The sequence below is a fragment of the Streptomyces flavofungini genome, from assembly GCF_014650815.1.
Classification (GTDB): domain Bacteria; phylum Actinomycetota; class Actinomycetes; order Streptomycetales; family Streptomycetaceae; genus Streptomyces; species Streptomyces flavofungini.
This window is the reverse complement of record NZ_BMVR01000017.1, coordinates 67,171-81,735: the sequence shown is the minus strand read 5'-3', so window position 1 is coordinate 81,735 and position 14,565 is coordinate 67,171. Positions and strand designations below refer to the sequence as shown.

The 14,565-nt window shown below is 70.6% G+C and carries 16 protein-coding genes; 8 read left to right on the top strand and 8 right to left on the bottom strand.

The window, feature by feature from the left end:
• Positions 1 to 9: 9 nt before the first annotated feature.
• Positions 10 to 1,347 (bottom strand): ferredoxin reductase family protein, encoded by a 1,338-nt coding sequence (locus tag IE274_RS33485; protein WP_229909976.1) that lies wholly within the window; start codon positions 1,345 to 1,347, stop codon positions 10 to 12.
• Positions 1,348 to 1,500: 153 nt separating this feature from the next.
• Here IE274_RS33485 and IE274_RS33480 point away from each other — a divergent pair, with 153 nt between their 5' ends.
• The 3 genes from IE274_RS33480 to IE274_RS33470 all read left to right on the top strand — a co-directional run bounded on the left by IE274_RS33480 (position 1,501) and on the right by IE274_RS33470 (position 4,438).
• Positions 1,501 to 2,199: a response regulator transcription factor gene (locus IE274_RS33480; protein WP_190119706.1), complete on the top strand. Its 699-nt coding sequence runs from the start codon at positions 1,501 to 1,503 to the stop codon at positions 2,197 to 2,199.
• Positions 2,196 to 3,623: a sensor histidine kinase gene (locus IE274_RS33475; protein WP_190119705.1), complete on the top strand. Its 1,428-nt coding sequence runs from the start codon at positions 2,196 to 2,198 to the stop codon at positions 3,621 to 3,623. The genes IE274_RS33480 and IE274_RS33475 overlap by 4 nt, the downstream gene beginning before the upstream one ends.
• 242 nt (positions 3,624 to 3,865) lie before the next feature.
• Complete coding sequence (locus IE274_RS33470; RefSeq protein ID WP_190119704.1) at positions 3,866 to 4,438, top strand: dihydrofolate reductase family protein; 573 nt, start codon at positions 3,866 to 3,868, stop codon at positions 4,436 to 4,438.
• A gap of 14 nt (positions 4,439 to 4,452) precedes the next feature.
• Here IE274_RS33470 and IE274_RS33465 read toward each other — a convergent pair whose 3' ends face one another.
• Both IE274_RS33465 and IE274_RS33460 read right to left on the bottom strand, forming a co-directional pair.
• Positions 4,453 to 4,611 carry a hypothetical protein gene (locus tag IE274_RS33465; RefSeq protein ID WP_190119703.1) on the bottom strand — a complete coding sequence of 53 codons (159 nt, stop codon included), beginning with the start codon at positions 4,609 to 4,611 and terminating at the stop codon, positions 4,453 to 4,455.
• 21 nt (positions 4,612 to 4,632) lie between these two features.
• Positions 4,633 to 5,559 carry a hypothetical protein gene (locus tag IE274_RS33460; RefSeq protein WP_229909975.1) on the bottom strand — a complete coding sequence of 309 codons (927 nt, stop codon included), beginning with the start codon at positions 5,557 to 5,559 and terminating at the stop codon, positions 4,633 to 4,635.
• Between the two features lie 365 nt (positions 5,560 to 5,924).
• Between IE274_RS33460 and IE274_RS33455 the strand changes: the two genes are divergently transcribed.
• Both IE274_RS33455 and IE274_RS33450 read left to right on the top strand, forming a co-directional pair.
• The gene (locus IE274_RS33455; protein ID WP_190119702.1) at positions 5,925 to 7,037 is read left to right on the top strand and encodes an ABC transporter substrate-binding protein; all 1,113 of its coding nucleotides are present in this window, start codon (positions 5,925 to 5,927) and stop codon (positions 7,035 to 7,037) included.
• A 177-nt stretch (positions 7,038 to 7,214) separates the two neighbouring features.
• Positions 7,215 to 7,655 (top strand): OsmC family protein, encoded by a 441-nt coding sequence (locus IE274_RS33450; RefSeq protein WP_190119701.1) that lies wholly within the window; start codon positions 7,215 to 7,217, stop codon positions 7,653 to 7,655.
• 175 nt (positions 7,656 to 7,830) lie between these two features.
• On the opposite strand, the gene IE274_RS33445 is transcribed toward IE274_RS33450, so the two are convergent.
• Together IE274_RS33445 and IE274_RS33440 are read right to left on the bottom strand one after the other, a co-directional pair.
• A complete protein-coding gene (locus IE274_RS33445; protein WP_190119700.1) occupies positions 7,831 to 8,565 on the bottom strand; it encodes a DUF8692 domain-containing protein in 735 nt (244 codons plus the stop codon).
• Positions 8,566 to 8,744: 179 nt separating this feature from the next.
• Complete coding sequence (locus IE274_RS33440) at positions 8,745 to 9,638, bottom strand: NADP-dependent oxidoreductase (RefSeq protein ID WP_190119699.1); 894 nt, start codon at positions 9,636 to 9,638, stop codon at positions 8,745 to 8,747.
• A 70-nt stretch (positions 9,639 to 9,708) separates the two neighbouring features.
• On the opposite strand from IE274_RS33440, the gene IE274_RS33435 reads away from it, so the two are divergent.
• Positions 9,709 to 10,299, top strand: coding sequence for a TetR/AcrR family transcriptional regulator (locus IE274_RS33435; protein WP_190119698.1), 591 nt, complete (start codon positions 9,709 to 9,711; stop codon positions 10,297 to 10,299).
• Positions 10,300 to 10,417: 118 nt separating this feature from the next.
• Here the strand turns inward: IE274_RS33435 and IE274_RS33430 are convergent, their stop codons facing one another.
• Both IE274_RS33430 and IE274_RS33425 read right to left on the bottom strand, forming a co-directional pair.
• On the bottom strand, positions 10,418 to 12,034 hold the full coding sequence (locus tag IE274_RS33430; protein WP_190119697.1) for a GMC oxidoreductase: 1,617 nt from the start codon (positions 12,032 to 12,034) through the stop codon (positions 10,418 to 10,420).
• Between the two features lie 189 nt (positions 12,035 to 12,223).
• Positions 12,224 to 12,646, bottom strand: coding sequence for a Rid family hydrolase (locus tag IE274_RS33425; protein ID WP_190119696.1), 423 nt, complete (start codon positions 12,644 to 12,646; stop codon positions 12,224 to 12,226).
• Between the two features lie 93 nt (positions 12,647 to 12,739).
• On the opposite strand from IE274_RS33425, the gene IE274_RS33420 reads away from it, so the two are divergent.
• The gene (locus IE274_RS33420; RefSeq protein WP_190119695.1) at positions 12,740 to 13,252 is read left to right on the top strand and encodes a MarR family winged helix-turn-helix transcriptional regulator; all 513 of its coding nucleotides are present in this window, start codon (positions 12,740 to 12,742) and stop codon (positions 13,250 to 13,252) included.
• Between the two features lie 4 nt (positions 13,253 to 13,256).
• Here IE274_RS33420 and IE274_RS33415 read toward each other — a convergent pair whose 3' ends face one another.
• On the bottom strand, positions 13,257 to 13,622 hold the full coding sequence (locus tag IE274_RS33415; protein WP_190119694.1) for a hypothetical protein: 366 nt from the start codon (positions 13,620 to 13,622) through the stop codon (positions 13,257 to 13,259).
• Positions 13,623 to 13,830: 208 nt separating this feature from the next.
• Here IE274_RS33415 and IE274_RS33410 point away from each other — a divergent pair, with 208 nt between their 5' ends.
• Positions 13,831 to 14,523 carry a TetR/AcrR family transcriptional regulator gene (locus IE274_RS33410; RefSeq protein WP_190119693.1) on the top strand — a complete coding sequence of 231 codons (693 nt, stop codon included), beginning with the start codon at positions 13,831 to 13,833 and terminating at the stop codon, positions 14,521 to 14,523.
• Positions 14,524 to 14,565: the final 42 nt, after the last annotated feature.

The following is a 14,565-nucleotide window of genomic DNA, read 5'->3' as shown; positions in this document are numbered from 1 at the left end:
TGTTTCCCCTTATCCGGCCAGGCTGAAGCGCTCGGCGTGGATCTGCGGCTTGGGCACGCCCAGGTCGCCCAGGGTGCGCAGGACGGCGGTGGTCATGCCGGGCGGCCCGCAGACGTAGACGTCCCGGTCGGCGACGTCGGGGACGAGGGTGGCGATGTCGCGCGGGGCCAGCTTGTCCGGCCTCGCCGGGCCGGTGACGAGGTGCAGCTCGGCGCCCTTGGCGTGGGCCAGTTCGGTCAGCTCGGCGTAGAGGACGGCGTCCTGGTCGGTGGCGACCCGGTAGATGAGGACGACGTGGCCGTGCAGCTCTTCGAGGAGGGCGCGGACGGGGGTGATGCCGACGCCGCCCGCGATGAGGAGGGTGTCGGGGCGGGTGCGGTGCATCGTGGTGAAGGCGCCGTACGGGCCCTCCGCGAACACCCGCGTGCCCACCTTGAGGTGGCGCAGGGCCGCCGTGCCGTCGCCCGCGGTCTTCGCGGTGAGCCGCAGGTGCGTGCCGTCGGGGGCCGCCGAGAGCGAGAACGGGTTGGCCTGCCACCAGCGGTCCCTGGTCAGGAACCGCCAGAGGAAGAACTGACCGGCGCGGGCGGGCAGCCGGTCCAGGTCGCGGCCCGAGACGTAGATCGAGACGACGTGCTCGGACTCGGGCACGACGGCCGTCACCCGCAGTCGATGGCGCAGGTTGCGCCACAGCGGGAGGACGAGACGGCCCACGACGACCGCGCCGAGGGCCACGCCCCACAGTGTGTACCAGTACGTCGTGGCGGTGGCCGACGCGGTGAACGTCGAGCCCGCCGCGACCTGGTGGGTGAAGGCGAGGACCACCGCGAGGTAGGTGTAGAGGTGGATGAAGTGCCAGGTCTCGTACGCGAGCCGGCGGCGGGCGTAGCGGGCCGAGACCACGCCGACCGCCATGATCAGGACGAGGGCGACGAGGGCGCGCAGCACGCCCTCGACGGTCTCCGCGAGATCCACGAGCTGGTCGACCGGACCCATCGACGAGGCCTGCGCGTAGCCGAAGACGATGAACACGCCGTGCGCGAGGAGCAGCCACAGCAGGCTGAAGCCGACCCAGCGGTGCCAGGACGTCAGCCGGTCCATGCCGATGCGCCGGTCGAAGAACGGGAGCCGGGCGACGAGCAGCAGCTGGAAGGCCATCAGCAGGGCCGCGTAGAGCCCGGCCAGGCGCCCCATCACGATGAGCGCGTTCGAGGCGAATCCGGCCTGCAGGAAGAACACGGTCACCACGGCCGCGTTCGCCGCGAGCAGGGCGTAGAGACCGGTGCGGGCCACCGCTTTCGGGCGGACCGCCGTCCGGGGTGGCTCGACGCGTGGGAGGGTCGTCACGGGCGGCAACTCCTAGATCGGCGCCTGGGGCTTACGAGCCTGCCTCCCGGTAGCTGTCGTTTCCCTGTCGCTGAACTTTCAAGTGCCTGTCGATGTGGGTGCGGCGCTGTGGGCCGGTAGGGCGGCGGCGGGCGCGTGCCGCACTATGGGCGGGTGGAAAAAGTGCGCCTTCTCGTCGTGGACGACGACCCGCCCATCGCCGACCTGGTGGCGACGGTGGCCCGCTACGAGGGCTGGGAGGCGATCACCGCGCACACCGGCGAGGAGGCGCTGCTGCGGGCTGCCGAGTTCCAGCCGGACATCGTGGTGCTCGACCTGATGCTGCCCGGCCTGGACGGCTTCGCCGTGCTCGACCGGCTGCGGTCGTCCGGGACGATGGTGCCGGTCGTGTTCCTCACCGCGCGTGACGGCGTCTCCGACCGGGTCGCGGGCCTGACCCGGGGCGGCGACGACTACCTGGTCAAGCCGTTCGCGGTGGAGGAGCTGATGGCCCGCCTGCGGACCGTTCTGCGGCGCAGTGCCGGTCCTGGCTTCCAGCGCTCCGTGCTCCAGGTGTCGGACCTGACGATGGACGAGGACACCCGTGAGGTGCGGCGCGGGACCCGGCTCCTCACGCTCACCCCCACCGAGTACGAGGTGCTGCGCTACCTGATGCGCAAGTCACCGACGGTCCTCACCAAGGCGCAGATCCTCGATCACGTCTGGGAGTACGGCTTCGGGGGCCGCTCGAACGTCGTGGAGCTGGTCATCAGCCGACTGCGCCGCAAGCTCGACGAGCCGCACGACGGCGGTGCGGCGCTGATCCACACGGTCCGGGGTGTCGGGTACGTGGTGCGACAGGTCGCCGAGTGATCCGCCGCATCGCGCGGACGTACCGCAGGATGCGTCTCGGCACTCGCCTCGCGCTGGGTCTCGGCGTGCTCGCGCTCGCCGTGTTCGCCGTCGTCGGCACCGCGCTCTCGACGTACATGCGGGACTACCTGGAGCGTCAGCTCAACGACCAGATGGCGCTGGTCCAGGGCACCCAGGCCAAGGACGCCAAGGTGCACGGGACGGTGGAGCGGCAGCCGTACTACCGCTGGTACACGGCGGTGTACGACGTCGCGGGCGGCCGGGCCGTGCTGCGCAGACCCAGTGAGGTGCCCGCGGACGCCGGAAAGCTGTCCGCCGTCGCCGAGGTCCAGCGCGAGTCGGGGGCGAAGGAGGTCTTCCGCACCACGCACATCGAGGGGCAGGGCGCGTACCGGCTGCGGGCCTGCGAGGTCAGCCCCGGCGTCGTCCTCGTCACCGCGGCGCCCCTGGAGGACATCGAGGAGACCATGGACCAGCTCCTCATGGTGCAGGTCGTCGCGTTCTCACTCGCCCTGGTGGGCCTGGTGGGCCTCGGCCGTTCCCTGCTGCGCCGCGGACTCAAACCGCTCAGCGACATGGCCCACACGGCCCGCGGCATCACCTCGCACGACTTCACCGACTCGGCCGGGCTGCCGGTCCGCGTCGACTCCGACGCCGGCGGCCCGGAGGTCGGTGAACTGCGCACCGCGTTCAACACCATGCTCGACCACATCGACGACTCCCTCGCCGTGCGCACCGAGGCGGAACAGCGCCTGCGCCGCTTCGTCGCCGACGCGTCGCACGAACTCCGCACCCCCTTGATGTCGGTACGCGGCTACGCGGACCTCTTCCAGTACGCGGCCGCCAACGAGCCCGCCGAACGCGACAAGCACCTGGCGCGCCTGCGCGCCGAGGCCGCCCGGATGGGCCTCCTCCTCGACGACCTGCTGCTCCTCGCCCGCCTGGACGCCGCCGACGTGGAGACGCCGCTGCGCCTGGCGGACACGGACCCGGCGGAGCTGGTGAACGAGGCGGCGGACGCGTTCCGCGCGGGACGGCCGGACCACCCGCTGTCCGTGCGGGTCGACGGCGACCCGGCGGCGCTGCTGCGCCTCGACCCCCTCCGCATCCGTCAGGTCCTGGACAACCTGCTGTCCAACGCCGCCGTGCACACCCCTGCCGGTACGCAGGTGTCGCTGAGCCTGTCCGTTTCCGCTGACGCCGCCGTCGTCCAGGTCGCCGACTCCGGCCCGGGCATCCCGGCCGCCGACCAGGAGCGGGTCTTCGACCGCTTCTACCGCGTGGACAAGGCCCGCACCCGCGACCGGGGCGGCAGCGGGCTCGGCCTCGCGGTCGCGCGGTCACTGATCCGGGCCCACAACGGCACCATCGAGCTGACCAGCCAGGCGGGGTCGACGGTGTTCACGCTGCGGATTCCGCGCTAGCGGTCCGCCGGTGAAAGCTGTCGTCGTCCGCCTGTTCTCTCGGCACTGAGGCCCCATCCCCCCACGAGCGCAGCCGTGGTGACCGTCGCGGCACATCGCCGACCACGGTGTGGCCCGACCGATGACTTTCCACGAGGTCCACAGTCATAGGTACTGGTCGGTGCGCCGCAGCGGTGAATGTGATCCGATGGCGCATCGACCGGAACTGCCGAAGCCGGACCCCAGACACCGAGGAATTTCAGATGCGTACCTTGATCAGCACCGCCTTCATCTCGCTCGACGGCGTCGTGGAGGCTCCGGGCGGCGAGCCCGGTTACCGGAACTCCGGGTGGACGTTCAAGGACATGGAGTTCCTCCCCGAGGCGTTCGAGATCAAGGGCCGGGAGCAGCAGGAGGCCACCGCGATGTTGTTCGGCCGCACCAGCTACGAGGCGTTCAGCCCGGTCTGGCCCGACATGGAGGACTTCGCCGACTACAAGCTGATGCCCAAGTACGTCGTCTCGACCACCCTCACCGAGGGCGACCTCGTGTCGAACTGGGGCGAGACCACGATCCTGCGCTCCCTCGACGACGTCGCCGTGCTCAAGGAGACCGAGGGCGGCCCGATCATCATCCACGGCAGCGCCTCCCTGAACCAGGCCCTCTCGGACGCCGGCCTGATCGACCGCTACCACCTGCTCGTCTTCCCCCTGCTCCTCGGTGCGGGCAAGCGGCTGTTCAGCGCCACGGACAAGGACACCCAGAAGCTGAAGCTCGTCGAGCACGAGGCGTACGCCAACGGCTTGCAGAAGAACGTCTTCGACGTCGTCCGCTGACGGGGCCCGCGAACTCACGGCGATTCCTTCAGGCCCAGGGCCTGTCCACCGGACAGGCCCTGGGCGGCCCGGCGCAGGTCCCGAACCTCGGGGCGTTGCTGGAAACCGGCTGCCTTGCGGGTGGCGACGGTGACGGCCTCGCCGTAGCCGTGGCGGCGGTGGTCCCGGTTCACGCGTGGGGGCGGGTGCGGTGGTCACGCAGGGGCGTTGACGGGGTGGGGTGCCGCGCTGCGCCTGCGGGGTCGGAGCAGCGCCGCGAGCATCACCGCGCCTGCCGGCACTGCGGCCACGTGCACCACGGCCGCGACGGCGAGGTCCTCCGGCAGTGACGCGTCAGCGGGGCGTGCCATCGCCACGTACGACGTGAACAGCAGCCTCCAACTGCTCCACGCGAAGAGCGAACCCGTTCCCAGCCAGCCGAGCGTCAAGGGGATCCAGCGGGGCAGTCGGGCGGGCCGACCGCGGCCGACCGCCCAGGTGGCGGCGGAGGCGGTGAGCGCCCACCCGCCCCATATGCCCGTCAGCAGGCGCCCGTTGGCATGCAGTTCCGTCGGGTGTGCCATACCGGCCGTGCCGCCGAGCGCCCAGTAGATCCAGACCGCGCCGACCACTGTCCCGGCGCCAACGGCCCCCAGCACGTGGCGCCGACCGCCCCGCGAGTGGCCGCTCTGCGCGTGGACGCCGACCGGACCGGCGAACGCTTCCGGCCAGCGCCGCCTCAGATAGGCGGGCAGGGCGAGCGCCAGGCCCAGCCCCATCCCCACGAAGCTGAACTGGATCAGCCCTGCCTCCCAGCCAGGCATGGCCGGACCGTCGTCCTCATGGTGCTGCGGTTCACCCCCGCCCGAAAGGCCGAGCATGGAGTCCAGCACGGCGTACGGCAGCACGGGGACGAGGAACCCCGTCCCCACCCACGCGACACACACGACCAAGGGCCCCGGTATCCGCATCCCCCAGGGCCGGACGAGGGCGAGGGCCATGGCGATCCCGATGCCTGCCATGCCGACGGTCACGGTGTTGAGGACCGCCCACCCGGCCGGGCTGAACCCGTCGCCGATCGGCACCAGCCCGGCCATCGCGCCGACCGCCCAGGAGATTTTGATCAACGCGTAGGGGGTCATCGCGAAAGCCGCCCCATACGCCGCCAGCCGTCCGGCGCGGTCCAGCCGATCCAACCGATCCCGCCGATCCCGCCGATCCATCGAGGGGTCTCCTTCGCTTCCCGCCATGAACCCCACCCTCGTCGGCCGCACCACCCGTTGCGTCAACCGCCGGTCTTGTCCTCCTCCCCCATCCGGCGGGGGCGAGGTCATCGCAGTTCCCACCGCAGTCGAAGGGGTGCGCACCCGCGAGGTGTTCGCCCACCTCGCCCCCGTAAGGGGCGCCTAGGCCGACCGTTCGCGGCTCAACTACTCTCGGCGCCAATGACGTTCACACCGTGATCCGGGCAAAGAACCCGAATCACCGCTCGGGGAGGCGCCAACCCATGACCACGCCACCATCGCCACTTGCGGCGAAGCAGAGCGACGCAGCCGCCGTCCGGATCGGCGCTCTCGTTCCGCTGACGCGGCCCGGCTGGGTCGGGGCAGGGCACCACTTGCTGGCCGGGCTTGAGTTGGCCGTACAGGCAGTCAATGAGGCGGGCGGCGTCGCCGGAAGGCCGCTTGAGCTGGTCGTCCGGGACACCGCCGCCGATCCGCAGCGGGCCGCGGCGGCCGTGGCTGAGTTGGCGCAGCTGGGCGTGGTCGCCGTGGCGGGCGAGTACCACAGCGTCGTCGCCCGCGCCGCTGCCGCCAGGGCCGACGCCCTCGGCCTGCCGTTCCTCTGTTCGTCGGCGGTTCTCGACGCGCTCACGGAGCAGCCGACGGAATGGGTCGCGCGGCTCGCCCCGGCGCAGTCCCACGGCTGGCAGATCTACGCGGACTTCCTCCTCGGCGCGGGCCACAGCCGCGTCGCCGTGGCAACCCAGCCGAGTGTCTACTGGGCGTCCGGGACCCGCGTCCTGCGCGACCACCTCACTCCGCGCGGCGGCACCGTCGTCGAACTCGACATGCGGGCGCTCGACCCCGACGCGGTGTGCGACGAACTCGTCGACCAGCGCGCGACTGCCCTCCTACTGCTGGTCGGCCACCCGGAGCCCGCCGTTCCGATCGTCAAGTCCGTCCGCCGTGACCCGCGCCTCGGCGAGATTCTGATCGGTGCCCCGGCCGGACAACCGGAGTTCGCCGAATGGGCCGAACTGCTGGGCGACGACGGCGCCGCGATCCCGTTCCTGCGCTACCTGCCCGAGCACCTCACCCCACTCGGCACCCGGGTCGAGACCGCACTCCGAGAGCAGTTGGCCGAAGCGCCGTCCTTCGTCGCCTTCGAGGGCTACGACACGATCGCCGTCCTCGCCGAGGTGCTGCGTTCGCACGGGGTGGACCGGGCGCGCATCGCCGATTCCTGGTCGCACGCCGCCGTCGAAGGCACCCGCGGTCAGATACGGTTCTCCCGTATGCCGGGCATCGGCGTGTGGCAATGGGTCTGGCCGTCGGTCCAGGTGGTGGATCGGGATCCGGCGGAACCGGATCGCTTTCGGGTCCTGCACGTCGGGTGAGGGAGCGCGGCTCGTGGCGGCGCCACCTTTCGTACGCCACGTCTTGTACGCCGCCTTCGTACGCCCCTGTCGTACGTCACTCCCGTGCGACACCGGAACAACAACCGGCTGTGAGCGGAGCCCCGGGCAGGCGCGGCCTTCGGATGGTTCGGACGGCGTGACGTTACCGTCGTCGTCATGACTGACAATTCACTGCGTTCCGTCACCATCGAGCGGTCCGGCCCGGGCCGGTTCACCGCGACCAATGCCCGCGGGGGCACGCTGACCTTCGGCACCGGCTCGGGCACCGACTTCACGCCGGTCGAGCTGTTCCTCGCCGCGATCGGCGGCTGCAGCGCGGCCGATGTGGAGGTCGCCACGAGTCGGCACACGGATCCGACCACGTTCACCGTCACCGTGACCGGCAACAAGGTCGAGGACGAGAGTGGCAACCGGCTGTCGGACCTCGACGTCGCCTTCTCCGTCACGTTCCCGGACGGCCCGTCGGGGGACCGCGCCCGCGCGATCCTCCCCCGGGCCGTGAAGACCTCGCACGACCGGCTCTGCACGGTCAGCCGCACCGTCGAGGCGGGCACGCCGGTCAGCACGACTGTGTCCGGCACCGCTGACGGCGCCTGACGCCCGAGCGGGCAGCGCCCGAGCAAGCGAAAGGCCCCGGCCATCACCTGCCGGGGCCTTCCGCTGTCCGAGATCGCGTGCTCGTCGCCGACCGTTCCGGGTGCCGGCGCGCGCACGCGCGCGGCGCCATCGGTGCCGCGCTCCACGACGACGAAAGCCCGCCCCCGAACCTCCGCTAGTTGTCCCGCAGTCGTACCACCGCGCGTCCTGACGCCGGGTCATGCTCCAGCAGTACGTACCGGCTGAGGACGGCGAGGGCGACGACGCAGCCGCTCATCTCCAGCCCCTCCTCCACGAGCGTGCCCAGCATGAGTACGGTGCTGTGGCCGTTCTCGAGCGCCCAGCCGTTGAACGCCTCGGTGAGGAGCGCCCCGCCCAGGTACACCCCCAGTGCGGCGAGGAGGCCGTTGCGCAGGTCGCGTGGGAGCTTTCGGGCCCACAGGACGGCGATCACGGTGCCCGTCGCCGCGAGGAGCGCGCCGGGCAACACCCAGGCGTGCGTGGGCAGCGAGCCCCCGGCCCACTCCTTCCACGACTTGCCGACCTCGCCGAGGCGCTCGTGCAGCGAGATCGTCTCGTCGAGGCTGAGCAGCGCGGTCGCAGCGGCGAGGCCCAGCCAGGACAGCCGCCCGGGACGCGCGTCGCGCCCGCTGAGCAGCGCGGCGATCAGCGCCACGCCCGCCACGGCCAGCAGCAGCGTGCTGTTCCACCAAGTGGCCAGATTTCCCTCGACGTCGACGTTCACCAGCCTGCGGACGCTCGGTATGGAGTCGTAGCTGTTGTAGGCGCGCGTGCCGAGATCTGCGACGAGTAAGGCCCCGGTGGCACCCGCGGCGAACCACAGGACGCGGCGGGCCGGTGGTCTCTCGACCTTACCCACAAGTTGGTCCTGCGTTTGAAGATCGGTCATGCATACGGAGATTAGCGGTTTGATCAGCACCCGAAGTGGCCGGGGCACCCCGTACCGTGCCCTTTCAGACACGCCTCTTGTGCCCGTGCGCAAGCGGTGAACTCGGCCCGGGCGTCGGGGCCGAGGCGGCGCACGGAGCGGCGGCGCTGGGCGCCCGGCCGGCGCCCAGCGCCCGCGACTCAGACGACGATCACCCGCCGCCCGCGCGTGTGCCCCGCCTGGCTGTCGATGTGCGCCGCCGCGGCCTCGCCGAGCGTGTACGACTTCTCGACCGGGATGTGGAGCCTGCCCCGCTTGATGAGGTCGGCGGCCACGGCGAGCGCGTCCGGCACGCTCCCGGCGGTGTCGGAGAAGCGGACGCCGAATTCCGGCGCGCCGAGATCGGCGATGGAGACCACCTTCTGCGGGTCCCCGGTCAGTTCGACGAGTTCGCCGATCACGCCCGAACCGGCGAGATCGAGGGCCGCGTCGACCCGGCCGAGCTCCCGCACCCGCTCGACCCAGCCCTCGCCGTACGTCGTGGCGACGGCGCCGAGGTCGCGCAGATAGTCCTGGTTCGCGGCCCCGGCCGTGCCGATCACCGCGATGCCGCGCTCGCGGGCGATCTGCAGCACCGCCGACCCGACTCCCCCGGATGCGCCGCTGACCAGCAGCGTCTGCCCGGGCCGCACACCGACCTGACTGATGATGCGCAGCGCGGTCTCCACCACGGAGGGGTACCCGGCCGCCTCTTCGAACGACAGCCCCTCGGGCATCCGGGCCCAGGCCGTCAGCACGGCGAACTCGGCGTAGGTGCTGAGCCCTTCGCCGAACACATGGTCGCCGACCTCGACCCCTTCCACGCCCTCGCCGACCTCGTCCACCACCCCGGCAGCGTCGAGCCCGACCCCGGCGGGCAACTCGAGCGGATGCGCCTTGAGGAACTGGCCTTCACGGATCCGCCAGTCGACGGGGTTCACGCCCGCCGCCCGTACGGCGACGCGTATCCGGCCGGGGCCCGCGTGGGGCTCCTCGGCGTCTATGAGGTGCAGGACGTCAGGACCGCCGAACTCGGCGAAGCTCACTCTCTTCATACCTCCGACCGTAACACTAACGGTTAGCATTTCGGAACGGTTACGTCTTTGGATTTGATAGCGTCAGGGCATGACCGAGCCGACCGGACGCCGCGAGCGCAAGAAGGCCGCGACCCGCCAGAAGATCGCCGACACCGCCCTGCGGCTCTTCCTGGAACGCGGCTACGAAGCGGTGGGCATCCGCGATGTGGCCGCCGAGGCCGACGTGGCCGTCACCACGCTCTTCGCCCACTTCGCCTCGAAAGAGGCCCTGGTGTTCGAGCGGGACGACGACTTCGAGCAACGCCTCACCCGGGCGGTCACCGACCGGCCGCCGCGGGAACCGCTCCTGCCCGCGCTGCGCCTGGAGATCCACGCCCTGGTGCGCCACTGCACGGCGGACGGCGCCGCCCCCATATGGCGCATGATCGAAGAATCCCCTGCCCTGCGGGAGTACGAGGAGTCGATGCGGCTGCGCCACGCGAACACGCTGGCGACGGCCATCGCCGCCGACCCCGGCCTGCCGCAGTCCCCAACGGCCTGCCGGACGATCGCGAGGTTCGTGATCGACGCCTATTCGCTGGCCCGCGAGGCAACCGATCCGGGGTCGGCGGTGGACGAGATCTTCGAGATGATCGAGGCGGCGTGGGAGGCCGCCAGCCCTTCTCCACGGGCGCGATGAACTCTCCTGGTGCCACACCAGGGCTCACCGTCCTGCTGTACCGGGAGCCCTAGTGCTCGTGCGCCGCCGGATCATCCGGGATGCGCTGCCCGCCCTGAAGAGCCGGGCGAGCGGCGGCCTACAGATCAGCGGCGATGATCTTCTCGATGTTGCGTTCCGCGAGTGCCGTGATCGTGACGAACGGGTTGACGCTGGTGTTGCCGGGGATCAGGGCGCCGTCGATGACGTAGAGGCCCGGATGGCCGTGCAGGCGGCCGTAGTTGTCGGTGGCCTTGTCGAGGACCGCGCCGCCGAGGGGGTGGTAGGTGAGGTGGTCGCCCCAGATCTTGTACACACCGAAGAGGTCGGTGCGGTAGATCGTCCCCTCCTTGGCGTTGATCTTGTCGAAGATCGTCTTGGCGGCGTCGATCGACGGCTGCTTCCAGGCGGTCTGCCAGTTGAGCTCGGCGCGGCCCGCCGACGCGTTCCAGGAGAACTGGGCGCGGTGCGGGTTCTTGGTGATCGACAGGTAGAACGAGGCGTACGTCTCGATGCCGGTGGGCAGTGGTGCCACCTCGGCGAACGCGCCGCCCGCGGCCCAGTTGTCGATGCCGGCCGTGGGGATGGCGGACTGGAGGCTGCCGGTCGGGTCCCAGAGGTGGTTGGCACGCCCGCACATGACGTTGCCGTTGTCGCCCCAGCCCTTGCCGACCTCGCCGTTGAGGTGCGGGAGTGCACCGGTGGCCTGCAGTTTCACCAGGAGTTTGCTGGTGCCGACGCTGCCCGCGGCGAAGAACACCTTGTCGGCCGTCATGGTCTTGGTGGCGACGGTGTCGCCGTTGGTGTTGATCTGGTCGACCGTGACCGTATAGCCGCCCCCGGCCGCCGGGGTCACCGAAGTCACCTTGTGCAGCGGGGAGATGGTGACGCGGCCGGTCGCTTTCGCGCGGGCGAGGTACGTCTGCTGCAGCGACTTCTTGCCGTAGTTGTTGCCGTACAGGATCTCCCCCGCGAGCGCCGACTTGGGGACGGTGCCCGCGGCCTCCCGCTTCATGTAGTCCCAGTCGTACACGTCGGGTACGAAGACGAACGGGAACCCGGAGCGCTGCGCGTGCTTGCGGCCGACCCGGGCGTACTGGTAGCACTCGGCCGTCTCGAACCAGGCCGGGTCGATGGCGTTCACGCCGAGGCCCGCGTTGGCGCGCGGGTAGTAAGTGTCGTACATCTCCCCCGTGTTGACCGACGGGAGGACCGCGGCGAAGTTCTCGCGCTTCGGCGTAACCGCCATGCCGCCGTTGACCAGTGAGCCGCCGCCCACGCCGCGGCCCTGATAGACGGTGATGCCGCCGAACTCCTCGGCGTCCAGGATGCCGGTGTAGCGCGGGACGGCCCGGTCGATGGGGAAGCCGAGGAAGTTGCTCAGGGGCTGCTTGGTCTTGGTGCGCAGCCAGTAGGAACGGGCGTCCGGGCTCGTGGTGTTGGCGAAAATCTTGCCGTCGGACCCCGGGGTGTCCCAAGCCATGCCCATCTCCAGCATGTGCACGTCGACGCCCGCCTCGGCGAGCCGCAGGGCGGCGACGGAGCCGCCGTATCCGGTGCCGATCACCAGGACGGGGATGGCGGCGCCGTCGACCGCCCGGGCCGGGGAGGCCTGCGAGGCGAGCATGGCGGCGCCGAAAATGGAACTTGTTCCAGTGATGAATCTTCTCCGTGACAGGCCGTCAGATGCCTTGCCACGTAAGGGTGTACCACTCATGTGACCTTCCTCACTCTTGGCTGAATCAGAACGAGTTCTACTGCTGGGCACAGAGGAAGTCACGACATACCTAAAAGTAACTTCTGCCCGATCTTGCACCTTACTTGCCGTCGTCCAACGAAGATCACGCAGGGGTGGGTACGGCTCGGCCGCAGTCGTCGGTGCGTCGGGCAGTCGTCTGTGCGCCGGTCAGTCGTCGTGGCCGATGACAGCGGTGACGCGGATCTCGACGCGCATCCCCGGCGCCCCGAGGGCCGGCACGCCGACCTCGGTCCAGATCGGCGCACGGTCACCCATGCGCCTGCGGAACTGCTCGACCATGACGCGGTTGTGACCCTCGCCGATGGACTCGGCGGATTCGGGGACGTGGTACGAGTTCACGGCGACGACGTCCCGCCAGCTCGCGCCGGCCTCCGCGAGGGTGCGCTCGACGTTCTCGAACGCCCGGACAATCTCGTCCTCTAGGACCTCGGGGAAGTTCCAGTCGTCGTCCCAGCCGCCCTGGCCCGAGGTCTCGACGCGGTCGCCGATGCGGACCGCCTGGCTGTAGTGCATGGCTTCGAGCTGCGTCTCGCCGTATCCGGGCGTGGCGAAGAACTCCGGCTTGGTCATGATGACCCCTTCCATTTCACTTCACGTGTGAAGTGAAAGCTACCACGCATTCGCTTCACGCGTGAAGTCACTACCGTTCGGTATGGTGCGGTCATGGCCACCCGCGCACACCCGAACCCCGGCGAGGACGCCCCCGACGGCGCCGCCACAGACGCGTTGTGGCTGAGCGCACCCGAGAAGGAGGCGTGGACCGGGCTCGTCTCGCTGGTGCTGCTGCTTCCGGGGCAGTTGGAGTCGCCGCTGCAGCAGGAGGCGGGTCTGACCCTGTTCGAGTACCTGACGCTCAGTCACGTCTCGGAGGCCCCCGAACGCCGCCTCAGGATGAGTGAGTTGGCCTATCTCGCCAACGGCTCCCTGTCGCGCCTGTCCAACGTCGTCAAGCGGTTCGAGCAGCGTGGCTGGATGGAGCGGTGGCCCGACCCCGACGACGGCCGCTTCACGATCGCCGCCCTCACCGACGCCGGGTACGACGTGGTCGTCGCCGCCGCACCCACCCACGTCCGCTCGGTGCGACAGCTCGTCCTCGACCAGCTCACCGCCGCCGACCAGCAGGCGCTCGCCCGGATCGCCGAGAAGCTGCGGGTGCGGCCGGCCGACCTGGCGTAGCGCGTCACCGCGCCGCGCTCTCCCCGCGGCGGGCGCGACGGAGGGCGAGGATGAGCGCGGCCCCCGCGGCGACGATCAGGCCCACGAACGCCGGGTGGATGTCCTTGGACAGGCTCTGCGCGCCGTCGGGCCGCACCAGCCAGATCGCGAGCGGGACCGTGAAGCTGACAGCCAGGAGCGTGGCCGCGCCGCGGACAGCCCGGTCGCGGACGCGGGTGAACGCGCCGATCAGGGCGATCACGACCGGCACGCCCGAGATCAGGGCGAACTGACCCAGGACCATGAGGGGGACCGCCCACGCGGAGATGGTCACCGCCCGCGGAATGCGGCGGTGGTCCGTCGTCGCGGGTGTCGCGGTGGAGGCTGCCATGACGTTCTCCTCGGGTGCGAGTGGCCGGACGTGCGGAGCCTGAGGTTGCGGAGTCGGATCCGCCGCGCCGCCCGGATGATTAGTGGCTTTGCCGTTCGTTATAAGTTCTAACGCCCGTGAGGATCTATCGTCAATAGCTTCAGTGATAACCTCTAACGAAACCTTGAGTGCATAGCAACGGTGTGGGTCAGGAGAGGTGGGCTAGGCCATGGCTGATACGGGCACGACGACCCCGCGCGAGCGGTACCGCGCTCAGGTGCGGACGGAGATCAAGGACCACGCATGGGGGCAGATCGCCTCGGCGGGGGCGTCCGCGCTGTCCCTGAACGCGATCGCCAAGCAGATGGGGATGAGCGGGCCCGCGCTCTACCGGTACTACGCCAGCCGCGACGAGCTGATCACCGAGCTCATCCGGGACGGCTACCGCAGCCTCGCCGACACCTTCCAAGCAGCCGCCGCCCCCGGAGCCGACCTCACCGCGCTCGCGCACGCCCTGCGCCGGTGGGCGCTGGACCACCCCCAGCGGTACTTCCTCCTCTACGGCACGCCCGTCCCCGGCTACCACGCGCCTGACGACACCACCGCCATCTCGTCCGAGATCATGGCTACGCTGCTCGACGCCTGCGTCGCGCTCGCCGACTCGCCTTCGGAACGGTCCGAGGTCAGCCCCGCGACCTCCTTCGCCGCCCACCTCGCAGACCACCGCCAGTGGGCGGGCGACCACCCCGCCCCGCCCGCGGCCCTGCACCGGGCCCTGGCCTTCTGGACGCGGATGCACGGCGTGCTGTCCCTGGAACTCGCCGGGCACTTCACCGGGATGAGCTTCGACCCCGAACAGCTCTTCGCCGCCGAGCTCGACGGCCTGCTCGCCGGCGGTGCCGGGCTGCCCGCCGGGCCCTGACCACCCGGCGCGGCCCCGGTTCCAGACCGCTGAAACCCTCCT

Excerpts from the sequence above, each read along its gene's own strand:
- IE274_RS33410 (WP_190119693.1), top strand. The coding sequence starts at position 13,831 with ATGGCTGATACGGGCACGACGACCCCGCGCGAGCGGTACCGCGCTCAG.
- IE274_RS33445 (WP_190119700.1), bottom strand. The coding sequence starts at position 8,565 with ATGACCGATCTTCAAACGCAGGACCAACTTGTGGGTAAGGTCGAGAGA.
- IE274_RS33460 (WP_229909975.1), bottom strand. The coding sequence starts at position 5,559 with ATGACCCCCTACGCGTTGATCAAAATCTCCTGGGCGGTCGGCGCGATG.
- IE274_RS33450 (WP_190119701.1), top strand. The coding sequence starts at position 7,215 with ATGACTGACAATTCACTGCGTTCCGTCACCATCGAGCGGTCCGGCCCG.
- IE274_RS33455 (WP_190119702.1), top strand. The coding sequence starts at position 5,925 with ATGACCACGCCACCATCGCCACTTGCGGCGAAGCAGAGCGACGCAGCC.
- IE274_RS33415 (WP_190119694.1), bottom strand. The coding sequence starts at position 13,622 with ATGGCAGCCTCCACCGCGACACCCGCGACGACGGACCACCGCCGCATT.
- IE274_RS33430 (WP_190119697.1), bottom strand. The coding sequence starts at position 12,034 with ATGAGTGGTACACCCTTACGTGGCAAGGCATCTGACGGCCTGTCACGG.
- IE274_RS33470 (WP_190119704.1), top strand. The coding sequence starts at position 3,866 with ATGCGTACCTTGATCAGCACCGCCTTCATCTCGCTCGACGGCGTCGTG.
- IE274_RS33420 (WP_190119695.1), top strand. The coding sequence starts at position 12,740 with ATGGCCACCCGCGCACACCCGAACCCCGGCGAGGACGCCCCCGACGGC.
- IE274_RS33440 (WP_190119699.1), bottom strand. The coding sequence starts at position 9,638 with ATGAAGAGAGTGAGCTTCGCCGAGTTCGGCGGTCCTGACGTCCTGCAC.
- IE274_RS33435 (WP_190119698.1), top strand. The coding sequence starts at position 9,709 with ATGACCGAGCCGACCGGACGCCGCGAGCGCAAGAAGGCCGCGACCCGC.
- IE274_RS33425 (WP_190119696.1), bottom strand. The coding sequence starts at position 12,646 with ATGACCAAGCCGGAGTTCTTCGCCACGCCCGGATACGGCGAGACGCAG.